Source organism: Acidovorax sp. 56, from assembly GCF_002749705.1.
Taxonomy (GTDB): Bacteria; Pseudomonadota; Gammaproteobacteria; order Burkholderiales; family Burkholderiaceae_C; genus Acidovorax.
On the sequence record NZ_PEEV01000001.1, the window covers coordinates 4,291,628 to 4,308,820 of the forward strand.

The 17,193-nt window shown below is 64.4% G+C and carries 13 protein-coding genes; 8 read left to right on the forward strand and 5 right to left on the reverse strand.

Annotation, left to right across the window (positions count from 1 at the left end; all coding sequences use genetic code 11):
- Positions 1-143: 143 nt before the first annotated feature.
- Complete coding sequence (locus CLU88_RS19080; RefSeq protein ID WP_099657948.1) at positions 144-2,060, forward strand: bifunctional UDP-sugar hydrolase/5'-nucleotidase; 1,917 nt, start codon at positions 144-146, stop codon at positions 2,058-2,060.
- 97 nt (positions 2,061-2,157) lie between these two features.
- Here CLU88_RS19080 and CLU88_RS19085 read toward each other — a convergent pair whose 3' ends face one another.
- Complete coding sequence (locus tag CLU88_RS19085) at positions 2,158-2,592, reverse strand: DoxX family protein (RefSeq protein WP_099657949.1); 435 nt, start codon at positions 2,590-2,592, stop codon at positions 2,158-2,160.
- A gap of 1,029 nt (positions 2,593-3,621) precedes the next feature.
- On the reverse strand, positions 3,622-4,299 hold the full coding sequence (locus CLU88_RS19095; protein ID WP_099657951.1) for a TetR/AcrR family transcriptional regulator: 678 nt from the start codon (positions 4,297-4,299) through the stop codon (positions 3,622-3,624).
- A gap of 110 nt (positions 4,300-4,409) precedes the next feature.
- On the opposite strand from CLU88_RS19095, the gene fabF reads away from it, so the two are divergent.
- Both fabF and CLU88_RS19105 read left to right on the forward strand, forming a co-directional pair.
- Complete coding sequence (gene fabF / locus CLU88_RS19100; protein WP_099657952.1) at positions 4,410-5,696, forward strand: beta-ketoacyl-ACP synthase II; 1,287 nt, start codon at positions 4,410-4,412, stop codon at positions 5,694-5,696.
- Positions 5,697-6,134: 438 nt separating this feature from the next.
- A complete protein-coding gene (locus CLU88_RS19105; protein ID WP_099657953.1) occupies positions 6,135-7,859 on the forward strand; it encodes a hypothetical protein in 1,725 nt (574 codons plus the stop codon).
- A 57-nt stretch (positions 7,860-7,916) separates the two neighbouring features.
- Here the strand turns inward: CLU88_RS19105 and CLU88_RS19110 are convergent, their stop codons facing one another.
- Positions 7,917-8,762, reverse strand: a complete 846-nt coding sequence (locus CLU88_RS19110) for a MurR/RpiR family transcriptional regulator (protein ID WP_099657954.1) — start codon at positions 8,760-8,762, stop codon at positions 7,917-7,919.
- A gap of 171 nt (positions 8,763-8,933) precedes the next feature.
- Here CLU88_RS19110 and tal point away from each other — a divergent pair, with 171 nt between their 5' ends.
- Positions 8,934-9,881 carry a transaldolase gene (gene tal, locus CLU88_RS19115; protein ID WP_099657955.1) on the forward strand — a complete coding sequence of 316 codons (948 nt, stop codon included), beginning with the start codon at positions 8,934-8,936 and terminating at the stop codon, positions 9,879-9,881.
- A gap of 146 nt (positions 9,882-10,027) precedes the next feature.
- Here the strand turns inward: tal and CLU88_RS19120 are convergent, their stop codons facing one another.
- The gene (locus CLU88_RS19120; RefSeq protein ID WP_099659012.1) at positions 10,028-11,419 is read right to left on the reverse strand and encodes a sensor histidine kinase; all 1,392 of its coding nucleotides are present in this window, start codon (positions 11,417-11,419) and stop codon (positions 10,028-10,030) included.
- Between the two features lie 148 nt (positions 11,420-11,567).
- On the reverse strand, positions 11,568-12,284 hold the full coding sequence (locus CLU88_RS19125; RefSeq protein ID WP_099659013.1) for a response regulator transcription factor: 717 nt from the start codon (positions 12,282-12,284) through the stop codon (positions 11,568-11,570).
- 168 nt (positions 12,285-12,452) lie between these two features.
- On the opposite strand from CLU88_RS19125, the gene CLU88_RS19130 reads away from it, so the two are divergent.
- The 4 genes from CLU88_RS19130 to CLU88_RS19150 all read left to right on the forward strand — a co-directional run bounded on the left by CLU88_RS19130 (position 12,453) and on the right by CLU88_RS19150 (position 17,184).
- A complete protein-coding gene (locus CLU88_RS19130) occupies positions 12,453-13,703 on the forward strand; it encodes an ABC transporter substrate-binding protein (protein WP_099657956.1) in 1,251 nt (416 codons plus the stop codon).
- 81 nt (positions 13,704-13,784) lie between these two features.
- A complete protein-coding gene (locus CLU88_RS19135; RefSeq protein WP_099657957.1) occupies positions 13,785-14,903 on the forward strand; it encodes a carbohydrate porin in 1,119 nt (372 codons plus the stop codon).
- Between the two features lie 531 nt (positions 14,904-15,434).
- The gene (locus CLU88_RS19145; protein ID WP_099657958.1) at positions 15,435-16,313 is read left to right on the forward strand and encodes a carbohydrate ABC transporter permease; all 879 of its coding nucleotides are present in this window, start codon (positions 15,435-15,437) and stop codon (positions 16,311-16,313) included.
- Positions 16,303-17,184 carry a carbohydrate ABC transporter permease gene (locus CLU88_RS19150; protein WP_099657959.1) on the forward strand — a complete coding sequence of 294 codons (882 nt, stop codon included), beginning with the start codon at positions 16,303-16,305 and terminating at the stop codon, positions 17,182-17,184. The genes CLU88_RS19145 and CLU88_RS19150 overlap by 11 nt, the downstream gene beginning before the upstream one ends.
- Positions 17,185-17,193: the final 9 nt, after the last annotated feature.

The window sequence follows — 17,193 nt, forward strand, 5'->3', positions numbered from 1 at the left end:
AGCGCTAGAGGCCGATTTCTTTACAACAGGCTCCCTCGGGAGCTTGTTTGTTTTGGGGCCCGCACCGGCCCGGGGTTTCATCGCCCTGTCATGCACACCTCCCACCATCGCCGTTTGGTTGAACCGATACAGAGGGATTTGCGATGACAACGATGTGGGCAAAGCAGTGGAGCGCAGGACGTGGGTTGCGCATGGGCGCGCTGGCACTGGCCGTGGCCGGGGCCTTGGTGGCGTGCGGTGGCTCGGGCAGCGACGATGCGGGCCAGCCGCTGGAGCTGACCATCCTGCACATCAACGACCACCACTCCACGCTGGAGAGCAAGTCCAAAACCCTCAAGCTCTCGGCCGGTGGCGCCAGCGCGGTGGACGTGGCGGTGGACGCTGCGGGCTTTCCCCGCGTCACGGCCGCCATCGGCGAACTGGCGGCGCAGAGCACCAACGTGCTCAAGCTGCACGCGGGCGATGCGCTGACGGGCACGCTGTACTTCAACCGCGCAGGCAGCAACGGCGAGGCCGACGCGGCCATGATGAACACCGTGTGCTTTGACGCCTTCACGCTGGGCAACCACGAGTTTGACAAGGGCGACAGCGGCCTCAAGGGCTTTATCGACCTGCTGCGCAAAGGCACTTGCAAGACGCCCGTGCTCAGCGCCAATGTGCAGTTCGGTGCCAACTCGGCCCTCAACGCCAGCCGCGCGCCGGGCTACGTCAGCCCCTCCACCGTGGTGGAGCGTGGCGGGCAAAAGATCGGCATCGTGGGCCTGACCATTGCGCAAAAGACCAAGGCCTCGTCCAGCCCCGATGCGGACACCACTTTTGAAGACGAAACCACCGCCGCCCAGCGCGAGATCGACCGCCTGCGCAACCAGGGCATCAACAAGATCATCGTGATGAGCCACGTGGGCTACGAGTACGACCTGCAGATTGCGCCCAAGCTCAGCGGCGTGGACGTGGTGGTGGGCGCGGATTCGCACACCCTGCTCGGCCCCGTGGGCCTGACGACCACGGGCGTGGGCACGCCCGGTGGCGCCTACCCCACCCAGCTCACCGACAAGGACGGCAAGCCCGTGTGCGTGGTGCAGGCGTGGGAATACGCCCAGGTGGTGGGCGAGCTGAAGGTGAGCTTTGATGCGCAGGGCAACGTCAGCCAATGCAAGGGCACGCCGCATGTGCTGATTGGCGACAACTTCACCATCGGCGGCAAGGCCGCGACCGACGCGGAGAAAACCGCCCTCAAGGCCAGCGCAGCCGCCACGGGCTTCTTGCGCATCACCCAGCCTGCAGCCAGCGCCACGGCCGCGCTGCAGCCGTTCAAGGACCGTGTGGCCGTGTTCAACCAGACCCAGGCCGCCGTGGTGCCGCAAGAGCTGTGCTCGCGCCGCGTGCCGGGCGGGGTGGGCTCGGTGGACTACAGCCGCTCCAGCGCCGCCTGCACGGCCGAAGGCAGCGTGAGCCTGCGCGGTGGCGACATCCAGCAACTGGTGGCCCAGGCCTACCTGGAGGTGGCCAACGCCCAGTACGGCGGGGCCGACATCAGCCTGCAAAGCGGCGGCGGTGTGCGCATCCCGCTGCAAGGCACGGTGACTGCAGCGCAGATCATCCAGGTGCTGCCGTTTGGCAACATGTTGTTCCGCCTGGATGTGACGGGGCAAGAAGTGAAGGGCATGCTCGAAGATGGACTGGAGGCCACCTTTGGCACGGGCGGCTCCACCGGCCCGTACCCCTACACCGGCGGCCTGCGCTTTGACGTGAACGCCAAGGCCACCAAGGGCGCGCGTGCCAGCAACATCGAAGTGCGCAACCCCACCACCGGCGTGTGGGCGGCGATCGACCTGGCCAAGACCTACAAGCTGTTTGTGCTGAGCTTCAACGCCACCGGCGGCGACGGCTACAAGACCTTGGCCGCCGTGCCCGCCGCGCGCCGCCTGGACATTGGCGTGCTCGATGCCGATGTGTTCTTCAGCTACATCGACAAGCAGGCCAAGGATGCCGTCACCGGCCTGCCCACCCTCAAGCGCCTGCCCGTGGAGCTGTACAGCACCAAGAGCTTTGCCAATTGAGTGGGTTGGCGTTGGGTTTGGGTTTGGGTTTTTGAAGTGAAATGGCCTGCTAGCGCTTATTAAATAAGCGCTAGCAGCTATTAAAAACGTAGCGTCTTCAGTTCACGCGGCTAGGCTGCATCACGCTGTAGCGGCCTGCGCCCAGCAGGGCCACGGCCAGTGCGCCGAACAGGTACAGGCCCTGCAGCTCCAGCGCCCAGCCGCCTTGTTTGGTGATGACGAACAGGTCGCCCATGTGCACCAGACCCAGGGCCACCAGCATGTTGGCCACCACAATGGCCGCCCCGGCGCGGGCGCCCACGCCCAGCAGCATCATCAGGGGCGCCACCACTTCACCGATGTACACGCCATAGGCCAGGAAGCCGGGCAGGCCCGCTTTGTCGAGCATGCCGCCGATGAAGCCCACGCCGTGCGTGATTTTGAAGATGCCGTGCAGCAGCACGAGCAGGCCGATGGCGACACGCAGCACGAGCTTGCCGACGTCGTCGGTGTTCGGGGTGGCGGGTGGCATGGCGATGTGTTTGGTGTTCATGGTGCGTCCCTTGCGCTGAATGTGTTGGAAGACTTGTAGTTTCGCTGGATGTGGTCTTGGGGGGATGTGCGTTTGCGCACAGGTTTTGGAAGGTGAGGGGCGGGGCTTTGATGGAAATGTTGGCTGGTGCCCGCTGGATGAGCGCTGGCAGCTATGGAATTTGTAGTGATTGCCTTGGCTTCCTCCCCCGTTCGGGCTGAGCTTGTCGAAGCCTTGGCTTGATCGTTGATCTGGTTGCATGCCTGTGCTGAGGGCGGGAGCCGGGGAGTGCGCCCGGCGGCGCAGTAACTTTCTTTCGCTTCGCCGAAAGAAAGTCACCAAAGAAAGGGCGACCCCAAGTCTGCGACCCCTTCGCTGCGCTTCGGGGCAAACCTGCGTCGTGGCGGTTGCGGGGTGCGCTGCGGAACTCACTGCGCGCCTGGGGCGCTCCGTTCAAACAGCCGCAGCGAGTCAGATGACGAAGCATGGGCGCTTCGACGCCCATGCCACCCCGCAACCGCCCCGACGCAGGCGCAGCCACAGGGGGTGGATAGCCAAACAGCCGAACATCCAAACAGCCGTTCGGGTCGTCGCTGCGCTCGACCTGATTGGCCCAGCGCGGAGCGCATGCGCCCGCGAAGTGGGGCCGAGCGCAGCGATGGCCCGAATGGATGTTGGCTGCCCAGCCCCTCTGTATGCGCCGAGGAGCGCAGCGGCCAGCGGATCAGGGCTCGCGACTGTTTGAGCGCAGCGAGTTTGAGCGAGACCCCGCTGGACGCGAGCACCGCAGGTTGCCCCAGTGCGTAGCGCTGGGGACGCAGACAGTGGGGTCGCCTTCTTTTGCCTTCTTTTCTTGGCGACGCAAGAAAAGAAGGTGCCCCGCCGGGGGCACATCCCGGCACCCGCCCTCAGCACAGGCATGCCGCAAGATCAACACACAAGCCCCGGCTTCGACGGGCTCAGCCCGAACGGGCGGAAACGATCAATGCAATCACTATCAATTCAATAGCTGCCAGCGCTTTCTAAATAAGGGTCTTCGACCTAAAGGCATCACTTCCCTTTGGCTTTGCTTCGGGCGCTGCCGTGGGTAGCCACACCACTGCGGCTTTTTCGGGTTTTGGGTGCTGGGGCTTCGGTGGGCGGAGTCAGGTGCTCGCGCAGGGTGGCCAGGATGTTGTCGGAAAGCGCGGGGTTGGCGGCCACGGTGGCGCGGGCCAGTACCAGGCCGCCGACCATGGTGGCCAGCATGTGCATCGCCTGGGTGCGGCTTTCGGGGCTCGGGTTGCCTTGTTCCAGACCTTCCACCAGCCGGGCAAAGCGTTCGATGTTGCGCTCGATGCCTTGGGTAAGCACCTCTGACAGCCCACCACCAGCGCGCGCGGCGTCCACCGCCAGGGCGGCCACGGCGCAGCCTTCGCCGGGGTGGTCGCGGTGTTGGGGTGACAGATAGTTGTTCACCTTGGCGACCAGCCCGGTGGCCGCTGGATCGCCGGGGTCACACATTCCGTCCAGTGACGCGATGGACCATTCCAGTGCACGCGCGCAGGCCTCCCGCACCAGGGCGTCCTTGTTCTCAAAGTGGCGGTACAGGCCACCGTGGGTCAGCCCAGCATCGCGGGTGATGTCGGCCACCCCCACGCCCGTCAAGCCACGCTCGCGGTACAGGCGGGCTGCGGCGTCCACGATGCCTTGGCGGTTTTCTGCAGACTGCGATTTCGTGACTTTCATGGAATCTTCTTTTGATGATGGATTTGCGCAAAAGACGCTGATCCACTTATGATGACGGACGCAATCATAAAAGCATGGCTTCGCGCTGTGTTGAAAACCAAGGACTGGCAATGGCGAATGTGGATGGCAAAGTGCAACGCGTGGTGATCACCGGAATGGGGTTGGTATCGCCGCTGGGCTGCGGCGTGGAATTGGCCTGGCGGCGCCTGCTGCAGGGCGTATCGGGCCTGCGCCGCTTGCCGGATGCAGTGGTGGACGGCATGGCCGCCAAAGTGGCGGGCACCGTGCCCACGCTGGCCGAGGACCCCGAGGGTGGGTGGGACCCGGACACCGCAGCCACCCCCAAGGACCAGCGCAAGATGGACCGCTTCATTCCCTTTGCCCTGGGCGCTGCGCAGCAGGCCTTGGCCCAGGCGGGCTGGGCACCCGCGGATGCGCGGTCGCAGGCGCGCACCGCCACCGTGATTGCCTCGGGCATCGGCGGCTTTGGCGCCATTGCCGAGGCCGTGCGCACCACCGATACCCGTGGGCCGCAGCGCCTGTCGCCGTTCACCGTGCCGTCGTTTTTGGTCAACCTGGCGGCGGGCCATGTGTCCATCCGCCACAGCCTCAAGGGGCCGATGGGCGCGCCGGTGACGGCTTGCGCCGCCAGCGTGCAGGCCATTGGCGATGCGGCGCGGATGATCCGTTGCGGCGAGGCCGATGTGGCAGTGTGCGGCGGCACCGAGGCCGCCATCGACCGCGTGAGCCTGGGTGGCTTTGCCGCAGCCAAGGCCTTGTCCACAGGCTTCGCAGACCACCCCGAGCAGGCTTCGCGCCCCTTTGATGCCGCGCGCGATGGCTTTGTGATGGGGGAGGGCGCCGGCATGCTGGTGCTTGAATCGCTGGAGCATGCCCTGGCACGCGGTGCCACGCCCCTGGCGGAGGTGGTGGGCTACGGCACCTCCGCCGATGCGTACCACATCACCTCCGGCCCGGAAGATGGCGACGGTGCCCGGCGCAGTATGGAAGTTGCCCTGGCCCAGGCGGGCCTGGAGGCCAGCGAAGTGCAGCATTTGAACGCGCACGCCACCTCCACCTACGTGGGCGACCGGGGCGAGCTGGCCGCCATTCGGCGCGTGTTTGGCACGGGCAAGTCGGTGGCTATCGCCTCCACCAAATCTGCCACCGGGCACTTGCTGGGCGCTGCAGGCGCTGTGGCCGCCATCTTCACCACCCTGGCCCTGCGCGACCAGGTGGTGCCGGGCACGCTGAACCTGCAGCAACCCGACGACCTGGCCGAGGGGCTGGACATGGTGGCCCTGCACCCCCGAAAAATGGCGCTGCAGCACGCCATGCTCAATGGCTTTGGGTTTGGCGGGGTGAATGCGACGCTGGTGCTCAAGCGTTGGGCCTGAGGCGGCTTAGGGCAACGCTGAACAAGTCCCTCGCGCGCTGCGCATCTCTCCCTGAGGCGGTCTGCGGCGTTGCAAATCCTCGCAATAGCTGTAGCTATTGCTGTGGTTTGCGCCTTGCTGCCCATCCCCAGGCAGAGCGCGCCGCATCGCGGGGACTTGTTCAGCGTCGCCTTAGGTTGGGTGGCCCCACCGCACAGGTGGGGCGCGCTTTTCTGCGGCGGGCCGTGCCATGCCTTGCAGGCATTTGGGCGAGTTAAAGATGTGTTGATGGTTGCCCGCATCTGCGGGCTGCGCGCTTGCGCATTGAAGGTTTTGCAAAGCCCGCAGCTGTTTGTATGATGCGCCGCCGTCCGCGATGCGTGCGTCGGGGCGGACCTTGGAGTCAGGTGCTTTTGGGCATCGGCTCAATCTTCCTTTTGCCCCTCCATGCCTCTTTCCATGTTTGCTGCAGCCGCTGCTTTGAGTCGCCCGTTTCGCTCTGTCTGGGTGTTGTTTCTGGTGTTGTGTTTGGGGTTGGGGGCGGCGCATGCACAAACGGTGATGGAGTTGCGCACGCTGATCGACAGCGACAACAACCCGGCCACGGGCTGCACGGTGACGACCGCCGCAGGGGTGTTCACGGGGGCCGACATGGCATCGGTGACGCGAGTGGACCTGAGTGCCACCGACCCCGTGGGGGACGTATCGCGCGAAATCTGCCAGGGGGGCGTGCTGGTGGCGGACGCCAGCTTTGTGCCTGCATCACCGCTGCGGTGGTCGTTGGGTGTGGCCGCCGCAGGGGCGCAGGTGGATGTGGTTGAAAGCTACGCCCAGTTGCTGGCGCCAGCGTCGTCGTTGCGCATGGGCTTTGCGGCCAGCACCAACGACGGCAGCATGGCGCCAACCGCCTTGCTGTCGGCCAGTGGGGGTGGCACGGGCGGTGTGCTGTTGCTGGCCGCACCAGGGGCCGTGGCCGTGCCTGCGCTGGGGCTTGGTGGGGTGGTGGCTCTGGCGGCTTTGCTGGGCTGGGCCACGCAACGGTCGGCGCGGCTGCGACGGTGGACGGCGTCTGGGGCCGGGCTGTGCCTGCTGCTCGTGGTGGGGGTGGCATGGTCTGCCATCGTGCGGGACGGCGCCCCGGCCGACTGGGGCAGCACGCCTGCGGTGGCTAGCAGCGCAGCGTCTGGGCCATTGCAGTTGTCAGCGGTGTACGTGCAACTGGACGGCACGACGCTGCACCTGCGCTATGACGTGGACCTGGGCATCCGTGATGGCGTGACGCAAGACGATGGGCCTTTCAGCGCGACCGTGGGGACTCCCCTGTCGGTCGCGGCCCCCGGACTGCTGGCCAACGATAGCCTGGGAACCCCTGCTATGCAGGTGCGTGAGATTCGCGTGGCGGGCTCCACGACCACGGTGGCTGTAGGCGGGTCGGTGCCTTTGGCGGGTACGTCGCTGACCGTGCAGTCCGACGGCAGCTTCGCTTTGGGCGCGCCCACGACACCCGGAAACTTTCAGTGGGAATACCGCGCAAGCAATCGCTACAAGCCGGGCAGCTGGAGCATTGCAAGGCTTGCTGTGGCCCCTTTGGTTTCGGCCTCTTGCGGCAATGGCATCTTGGAGGCTGGCGAGGCTTGTGACGACGGGAATACCGTCACGGAAACCACGTGCCCTGGCGGCGCGACGAACTGCACCATCTGCAGCGCTACCTGCACGCTGGTGCCCATTGGCCCGGCGGTCACGCCGCCCGTGTGCGGCAACGGCATTGTGGAGAGTGGTGAAGCCTGCGACGACGGCAATACCGTTACTGAAACCAGTTGCTCTGGTGGCGCCACCTCGTGCAATGTGTGCAGCGCCTCCTGCACTTGGGTGCCCATCATCCCGGTGGTGGTGCCTGCAGTGTGCGGCAACGGCATTGTGGAGAGTGGCGAAGCCTGCGATGACGGCAACACATTCACCGAAACCAGTTGCCCCGGCGGCGCCACCTCCTGCAATGTGTGCAGCTCGTCCTGCACTTGGGTGCCCATCACGCCGGTGGTCGTGCCTGCCATGTGCGGCAACGGCATTGTGGAAGCCGGCGAGGTTTGCGACGATGGCAACAACGCCAACGAGACCAGCTGCCCTGGCGGTGCTGCGCATTGCAGCATGTGCAACTCCACATGCTCCGCCACCATCACCTTCTGATTGGGCGGAGTTGGCCGCGTCACCGATGCCTGGGCTGTGTGTGCCAGGGCCGCCGGGTCAGGCGTAGCGCTTGGCCCGCAGGTTTTCCTTCATCTGCTGCAGGATGGGCTGCAGCGATCCGCCAATGCGCAGCGCTACGCAGGTGGCCAGTACGTCGATGATGAGCAGGTGCATCAGGCGCGAAACCATGGGGCTGTAGCGGTCGTAGCCTTCGGGGTGGTCGGCGGCCAGGTGGATGTGGCAGGTGCTGGCCAGGGGCGAGCCACTGGCGGTGATGGCTATTGTTGTGGCGCCGTTTTTGCGGGCGATGTCGGCTGCGTCCATCAGGTCGCGGGTGCGGCCCGAGTTGGAGATGATCACTGCGCAGTCGCCCGGGCCCAGCAGCGTGGCGCTCATCACCTGCATGTGGCCGTCGCTGGTGGCAATCGATGTGACGCCCAGGCGAAAGAACTTGTGTTGCGCGTCTTGCGCCACGATGCCCGAGTTGCCCACGCCGTAGAACTCGATGCGCTTGCCTTTTTTCCAGGTGTTGGCAATGGCCTCGGCCGCGCGCTCCAGCGCCACGGTGCTGGCGGCATTGCGGTATTGCAAAAAGGCGGCCACGGCGTTGTCCACCACCTTCACCAGCACGTCGCCCGTCTTGTCGTCCACGTCCACGCTGCGGTGGATGAAGGGCACGCCTTCGCTCACGCTGCCTGCCAGCTTGAGCTTGAAGTCCGCCAGCCCGTCGTAGCCCATGCTGCGGCAAAAGCGCACCACGGTGGGCTTGCTCACATGGGCGCGTTCGGCCAGCTCGCGCACGGGCAGGCGGGCAAAGGCACGGGGGTCGGTCAGCACCAGCTTGGCCACCCGCTGCTCGGCTGGGGCCAGGGAACTCAGGGATGCGGTGATGCGTTCGAGCATGTCAGTTCCACAGAAAAAACGAAAACGAGGTAACCGCAATGTAACTCGGTTTCACCTTCGGGACCATGGCAGTAACAAGCCGTCTACACTTGCGGGTTGCGGTGGCCGCGCCAGCCAGGCGATCTGGCGGCGGGGCCTGCTTGTCCACTGTTCTCCCATGAGACTTACGCCATGAATCAGCTCGACGCCCTCAAACAGTTCACCACCGTGGTTGCCGATACCGGCGACTTCAAGCAGCTGGCGCAGTTCCGCCCGCAAGACGCCACCACCAACCCGTCGCTGATCTTGAAGGCCGTGCAAAAGCCCGAGTACGCCCCGCTGCTGCAAGACACGGTGGCGAAGTTCAAGGGCCGCCCGATGGACGAAATCATCGACCGCCTGCTGGTGCGCTTTGGCTGCGAAATCCTGGCCACGGTGCCCGGCCGTGTGTCGACCGAAGTGGATGCGCGCCTGAGCTTTGACACCAGCGCCACCGTGACCCGCGCCGAGCGCATCATCGAGCTGTACCAGGCCGAAGGCATCCACATCGACCGCGTGCTCATCAAGATCGCCGCGACCTGGGAAGGTATCCAGGCGGCCGAGCAACTGGAGCGCAAGGGCATCCACACCAACCTCACGCTGCTGTTCTCGTTTGCCCAGGCGGTGGCTTGCGGCCAGGCCAAGGTGCAGCTGATCTCGCCCTTCGTGGGCCGCATTTACGACTGGTACAAAAAGCAGGCGGGCGCGAGTTGGGACGAGGCCGCGCGCGCTGGTGCCAACGACCCCGGCGTGCAGTCGGTCACGCAGATCTACAACCACTACAAGCGCTTTGGCATTGCCACCGAGGTGATGGGTGCGAGCTTCCGCAACGTGGGACAGATCACGGCCCTTGCAGGCTGCGATCTGCTGACCATTGCGCCCGAGCTGCTGGCCCAGCTGGCCGCGAGCGATGCCCCGCTGCAGCGCGCCCTGAACGCCGACCAAGCCCGGGCGATGGACCTGCCTGCGGTGAACTACGACGAAGCCGGTTTCCGCTACGCGCTGAACGAAGACGCCATGGCCACCGAGAAGCTGGCCGAGGGCATTCGTGCGTTTGCGGTGGATGCCGTCAAGCTGGAAAAGCTGATCCTGGCGCTGTGAGGGCCAGGGCCACCAGCCCCTTGCGCAGGGGCTGGTGGGTTTGCTTTGGGCATTGTTTTGTGCGCTAGCGCAATAGATACAAGCGCTGGAAGCTATTGAATTGATAGCGTTTTGGCTTGGCAGCGGGGGCGCTGCTTGGCTGGCGCTCACGCCAGTGGCAGACGCAGCCCGACCCGTAGCCCGTGGGGGCCTGCCGTTTCCGCCACCGTCTCGCCGCCGTGGCGCAGCGCAATTTCTTCCACAATCGACAGGCCCAGCCCGCAGCCGCCGGGCTTGTCTGAGCCGCGCCAAAAGCGTGCGAACAGATCCCCCAGGTGGGCCGCTGGCACGCCCGGCCCATCGTCCTCCACCACCAGCGCGGCCATGCCCGGCGCGGTGATGTACACCCGCACCGTGACGGTGGCGCCATGCCCGGCGTAGTGCAGGGCGTTGTCGATCAGGTTGTTCAGCGCCTCGCGCAGCAGCAAGGGGTGGCCCAGCACGCTCAGGTGTTCCTCGCCTTCGTAGCCCAGGTCAATGCCCGCCGCCAGGGCCTTGGCCGTCCAGTCGCGGGCCACCTCGCAGGCCAGTTGCGGCAGGTTCAGGGGCTCCATGACCACACTGCTTTCAGAGCGGGCCAGCTGCAGCAGCTGGTGCACCAGGTGGGCGCTGCGCTCTGCGGCCGACAGCACCTTCTGCAGCCGCTCGCGCACTTCTGGCTCGTGGCTTTCGTGCAGGGCCAGCTCGGTCTGGCCGATGAGGCCCGCCAGGGGGGTGCGCAGCTGGTGCGCGGCATCGTTCAAAAAGCGCTTTTCCTTTTGCTGGCCGCGCGCCACTGCTTCGAGCAGGCCGTTGATGGTGCTGGCCAGCGAATAGACCTCTTGCGGGGCCGATGTGAGTTCGATGGGTGGCAAGGGGTTGGCCGGGTTGTGGTTGCGCTTGCCCGCGCGTTTGATCTGCGCCTCCAGCCGCTTGAGGGGCTGCAGCCCGCGCAGCACCCCGGCGTACACCAGCGCGCTCAGCACCAGGCCCATCATGCCCATGGGCAGCAGCAGTTGCTCCAGCAGCTCGTGTGCGATGCGCTCGCGCACCGTCAGGCTCTGCGCCACCTGCACGCGCAGGCTTTGGCGCGTGGGGCCCGTGCCGTAGTTCACGTCCAGCAGGGCCACGCGCACCGGGCGGTCGTCTACCCGGGCGTGGTAGAGAAACGGCTCGTCCACCAACACGTTCACCGGCGGTGGCGGGGGCAGCTGTGCATTGCCCAACAAAAACCGCCCGGGCGGCGACGACACCATGTAGGTGATGCGGTCGGCCGGGTCTTGCTCCAGGATGTCCTGCGCGGCCTTCGGAAAGTCCACCAGCAGCCCATCCCCAATGGGTTTGATCTGCCGCGCCAGCGCCCGCACCGACTGCGTCAGCGTCTGGTCGATGCCCTTCTCGCCGTTCTGCAGCGCAATCCGCCACGCCAAAAAACCACCCGACAACCACAGCACCAACTGCGGCAGCAGCAGCCACAGCAGCAGCTTGCGTTGAAGCGAAACACCGGGGACTTGGCGCATTGTTTTGGCTACCTGGGGTGCTGCGCAGCAGCCACTGCCGATGCCACTGGCGCGGCGCCATTGCGAGGATGGCCAGCAAGGGCCGCCCCGCAGCACAGGCCATCGTCCCCCTTCAAGGGGGAAGGCGCGCAGCGACTCAGGGGGTACTTCACGGTTTATTCAGCATGTACCCCAACCCCCGAATGTTGCGGATGTTGAGGCTGGATTGGTCGAGCTTTTTGCGCAGGCGGTGCACGTACACCTCCAGCGCGTTGGAGTTGAGCGGGGCGGCGGTTTGCCCCGGCTCGGGCGGGCTGGCGCGCCACACGGCGAGCACGTCTTCGCGGGTCACCACTTCGCCGCAGCGGTGCACCAGCAGCTCCAGCAGCTCCCATTCGCGCTGGGTCAGCTCCAGTGCCACGCCGTCGAGTGCGGCCATGCGGCTGTTGTGGTCCAGATGCAGGCTGCCAATGGTGGTGCTGGGGCCGCCCTGGGCGTTGCTCGCCTGGGTGAAGGCGGGCTGGCGCGCGCGGCGCAGCATGGCCTGCAGGCGGGCCTGCAGCTCCTGCATGTTGAAGGGCTTGGTGAGGTAGTCGTCGGCCCCGGCGTTCAGGCCGCGCACGCGGTCGTCCACCCCGTCGCGGGCGGTGAGGATGAGCACGGGCAACCCCTCGATGTGGGTGCGTGCCCAGGTGAGCAAGTCCAGCCCGTCGGCGTCGGGCAGGCCCAGGTCCAGGATGATTCCATCCACAGCCTGCTCCTGCAAAAACGCTGTGCCTTGCGCCACACTGGTCGCGGTACAGACGCTGTAATTAAGTTGCTTGAGTTGTCCGCTCAACGCGTCCAGCAGCAGGGCGTCGTCTTCGACGATCAGTATCGTGGCCATGGGTTTGAGCATAGCAAAGCCCTCGCGAGTGCCCGTGTGTCAGCTGTGTGTCACACCTCAGGGAAAGCCCTGAGAATTTCTTTAATTATTGTAATTAAAGTACGAACTGCGCTGAACGCACCAGCCCGGTCGATCAGCCCAGATGCAAACAACGAGGAGACAAGGGTTATGTGGAAGTTGACAAAAGTCGCCGCAGTCGCGGTCACCCTGGCTGCAGCCGTGGCTGCCCATGCGGGAGAGGTGGAGGTGTTGCATTACTGGACTTCGGGCGGCGAAGCCAAGTCGGCGGCCGAGCTCAAGAAGATCATGCAGGCCAAGGGCCACACATGGCGTGACTTTGCCGTGGCCGGCGGCGGCGGCGACAGCGCCATGACGGTGCTCAAGAGCCGTGTCATCTCTGGCAACCCTCCCTCTGCGGCGCAGACCAAGGGCCCCGCCATTCAGGAGTGGGCCTCTGAAGGCGTGCTGGCCAACATGGACTCGCTGGCCAAGGCCGAGAAGTGGGATGACCTGCTGCCCAAGGTCGTCGCCGACATCATGAAGTACAAGGGCGCCTATGTGGCGGCCCCGGTCAACGTGCACCGCGTCAACTGGATGTGGGGCAGCTCCGAAGCCCTGAAAAAGGCTGGCGTGGCCGCCATGCCCAAGACCTGGGACGAGTTCTTCGCTGCGGCAGACAAGCTCAAGGCCGCTGGGCTGATCCCTGTGGCACACGGCGGCCAGAACTGGCAAGACTTCACCACATTTGAATCCGTGGTGCTGGGTGTGGGTGGCGCCAAGTTCTACCAGGACGCGCTGATCAAGCTCGACGACAAGGCCCTGAACAGCGACACCATGAAGAAGTCGCTGGAGACCTTCCGCCGCATCAAGAGCTACACCGACCCTGCTGCCCCTGGCCGCGACTGGAACCTGGCCACGGCCATGCTCATCCAGGGCAAGGCGGGCTTTCAGCTGATGGGCGACTGGGCCAAGGGTGAGTTCCTGGCCGCCAACAAGCAGCCCGGCAAGGACTTCATGTGCGCGGCAGCCCCTGGCTCGGCCAATGCCTACACCTTCAATGTGGACTCGTTCATCCTGTTCAAGCTCAAGGACGCCGCCGCGCAAAAGGCGCAGAGCGATCTGGCCAGCTCCATCATGAGCCCAGAGTTCCAGGAAGTGTTCAACCTGAACAAGGGCTCCATCCCGGTGCGTGCAGGCCAGAAGATGGACAAGTTTGACGACTGCGCCAAGGCCTCGGCCAAGGACTTCACCGACACCGCTAAGTCCGGTGGTCTCGTCCCCAGCGTAGCCCACGGCATGGCCATCGCGCCCGCCACCGAAGGCGCCATCAAGGACGCTGTCAGCCAGTTCTGGAACGACGACAAGATCAGCGTCGCCGATGCCATGAAGAAGATCGCGACCGCCGCGAAAAACAAGTAAACAGGAGAACCCCAAATGAAGACAAGAAACCGCCTCACGGCGGTGGCTTTGGCCGCCGCATGCGCGAATGGTGCCTTTGCTATGGACGTAGCAGGCTTTGAGTTCACCGGTTATTCACGGGGTGGCCCCGTGTTCAACCACACCGATGGTGTCAAGGGCAACCTGGCGCTCGGTGGTGAGCTGCAAAAGTACCGTCTGGGTAACGAGGGAGACAACGGTATTGAAATCGACCTGATCAAGCGGTTCGAGGCTGCAGGCATCAAGTGGAAGGTCCACTACATGCCCGTCAAGTGGGGCAGCGGCGATGTCGGCACCGACCAGGCCTATGTGGAAATGAGCGGCTTCGACTTTGCACCAGAGGCCAAGTTCTGGGCTGGTCAGCGCCGCCTGCGTATCCAGGACGTCCACATCGTGGACAACTTCTTGATGAACTACGGCGACAACCAGGGCGCTGGCGTGACCGATATTTCGCTGGGCGGCGCCAAGCTGGGCCTGGGCGTGTTCACCGGTGACAAGTTTGACAACAACCTGCCCACCGGCGTGAAGGCCCGCCGCCTGAACGCTGACATCTCCGAAATCAACACCAACCCTGGCGGTCAGCTGCGGGTGTTGCTGACTTCGGTGAGCGGCACGGGCCAGGTCAACGGGGGTTCGGGCTCCGGTATTTCGGTGTCGCACAACCAGAAGGACTTCCTGGCGAAGGGCATGAGCAACGCCCTGTTCCTGCAAGCCTCGCGTGGCCATGCCCGCATCGATGGCGAGTTTGAATCGATCGACGGCAAATCGGCTGGCAAGCGCGTGACCCGCATCGCTGACTCCATTGGCTGGCAGTTTGGCCGCTTTGGGGGGCAGGCATTGATTGGCTACCAGACCAACAAGGCCGACATCACCGGCGTGGAGACCAAGGACTTCTCCTTGGGTGGCCGTGGTTCGTACGCGTTCACCAAGAACTTCAAGGGCTTGGCTGAGCTGTCCACCACCACACGCAAGGGCACAGGCCCTGACCAGCGCCTGAGCAAGGTCACGCTGGCCGGTGCCCTGGCACTGAATGAAGACTTCTGGTCGCGCCCTGAGCTGCGCCTGTACGTAACCAAGGCCAATTGGAACCAAGCTGCTGCGGTGGCAAACGCCTCGACGTTTGGTGCCGGTGGCAAGACTTCGCGCACTCTGGTGGGGGTGCAGTACGAGGTCTGGTGGTAAGAACCTGCTCAAGATCTTTTCGGGGGCGCACAAGTACCTTGCCGGGATGGGATGCAAGGCGCGGTGTGCAGCCAATAGCCCGGCTATTGGCAAGCGCCGCAACGCCGCAGACCGCACGGCAAGGCACTTGCCCGCAGGGTTGGAGTGAAATCGGGCGATTGAACGCCTCGGCTGCTTGCATGGGCACGAGCCCATGCGGCGCACCCGAAGCATCCACTCATCCCGATTGCACTCCAATGCGATCCCCGAACAGATTTTGAACAGGTTCTAAGTGAGAGAGTGAGAGCGAGTTAGTCTGAGGTAAACACTTTGTTCATTGGGGGGTGCTCTGTGCGCACCCCCCTTTTTTATGCGGAGCTAAGAGCATCGTGTGGGATGAATGGATCGGGTCTTTGGCCTGATCGCGTTGGACGTTGGTGTATGCAACAGAGACATGGCTCTCGCAAAACAGGGCTCAAGCAAGCCGTTCGCTGCAAGGTGGGGCTGATGTGGCATCCCGATTTGCGTAAGTCTTTAGAGATTCGGTAGGCAATGAAGAATTCCTTTGAAACCTGGCTGCCCAAGCTGGTGGTAGCGCCAGCCTTTGTGCTGGGATTCGCGTTTATTTACGGGCTCATGGTGTGGAACGGGGTGCTCAGCTTCTCGGCCTCGCGCATGCTGCCCAATTACGAATGGGTGGGCCTGGCGCAGTACGACAAGCTGTGGGCCATGGACCGTTGGTGGGTCGCGCTCAAGAACCTGGGTATTTTTGGCGTGGGCTATGTGGGGGGCTCGCTGCTCATTGGCGTGCTGCTGGCCGTGCTGCTCGATCAGAAGATCCGCGCTGAAGGCGCACTGCGCACCATCTACCTGTACCCCATGGCCCTGTCGTTTGTGGTGACGGGCACGGCCTGGAAGTGGCTGCTCAACCCCGGCATGGGCTTGGAAAAGCTGATGCGTGACTGGGGCTTCACGAACTTTGAATTTGGCTGGCTGGTCGATACCGACATGGCCATCTACTGCGTGGTGATTGCGGGCATCTGGCAAAGCGCCGGGTTTGCCATGGCGCTGTTCCTGGCCGGGCTGCGCGGCATTGACGACAGCATCATCAAGGCCGCGCAGGTCGATGGCGCCTCACTGCCGCGCATTTACTGGCGCATCGTGCTGCCCGCGCTCAGGCCCGTGTTTTTCTCCACGCTCATGGTGCTGTCGCACTTGGCGATCAAGAGCTTTGACCTGGTGATGGCGCTGACGGCGGGCGGCCCTGGCTTTGCCACCGATGTGCCTGCCACCTTCATGTACACCATGTCGTTCTCGCGCGGGCAAATTGGCCTGGGCGCGGCCAGCGCCACCATGATGCTGGCCACCGTCGCGGCCTTGGTCATTCCTTACCTGTACAGCGAACTGCGGAGCAAACCCCATGACCGCTAATCCCTCAGTGCCTTCATCTGTTTTTCCGTCCGTGGGGCGCATGCTGGTCTATGGCGTCTTGGCCGTAGCGGTGGCGTTCTTCCTGCTGCCGATGTACGCCATGCTGGTCACGTCGTTCAAGGATGCTGAAGAAATTCGATCGACCTCGCTGCTGGCCCTGCCGGGTGGCTTGAACTGGTCAGCATGGTTCACCGCCTGGTCCAGTGCCTGCACGGGAGTGGACTGCAATGGCCTGCGGCCGTTCTTTTGGAACTCGGTGTCCATGGCCGTGCCAGCGGTGATGATCTCCACCGTGTGGGGCGCGCTCAATGGCTATGTGCTGAGCCTGTGGAAGTTTCGCGGCAGCGACACGCTGTTTGGCCTGCTGCTGTTTGGCGTGTTCATGCCCTTCCAGGTGGTGCTGTTGCCCATGAGCCAGGTGCTGGGCTGGCTGGGGTTGTCCAGCTCCATCACCGGGCTGGTGCTGGTGCATTGCTTGGCGGGCCTGGCAGGCACCACGCTGTTCTTTCGCAACTACTACGCGGCCATCCCCAAGGAACTGGTGAACGCGGCGCGCATGGATGGGGCCAGCTTTTTCCAGATCTTCTGGCGCATCGTGCTGCCGCTGTCCACGCCCATCGTCATGGTCACGCTGATCTGGCAGTTCACCAACATCTGGAACGATTTCCTGTTCGGTGTGGTGTTCTCGGGCACCGACTCCAAGCCCATCACCGTGGGCCTGAACAACTTGGCCAACACCAGCAGCAGTGTGAAGGCCTACAACGTGGACATGGCCGCTGCCATCATTGCGGGCCTGCCCACGATGGTGATCTATGTGCTGGCCGGTAAGTTTTTTGTGCGCGGCCTGACGGCTGGCGCCGTCAAAGGTTAAGAGAGTAAG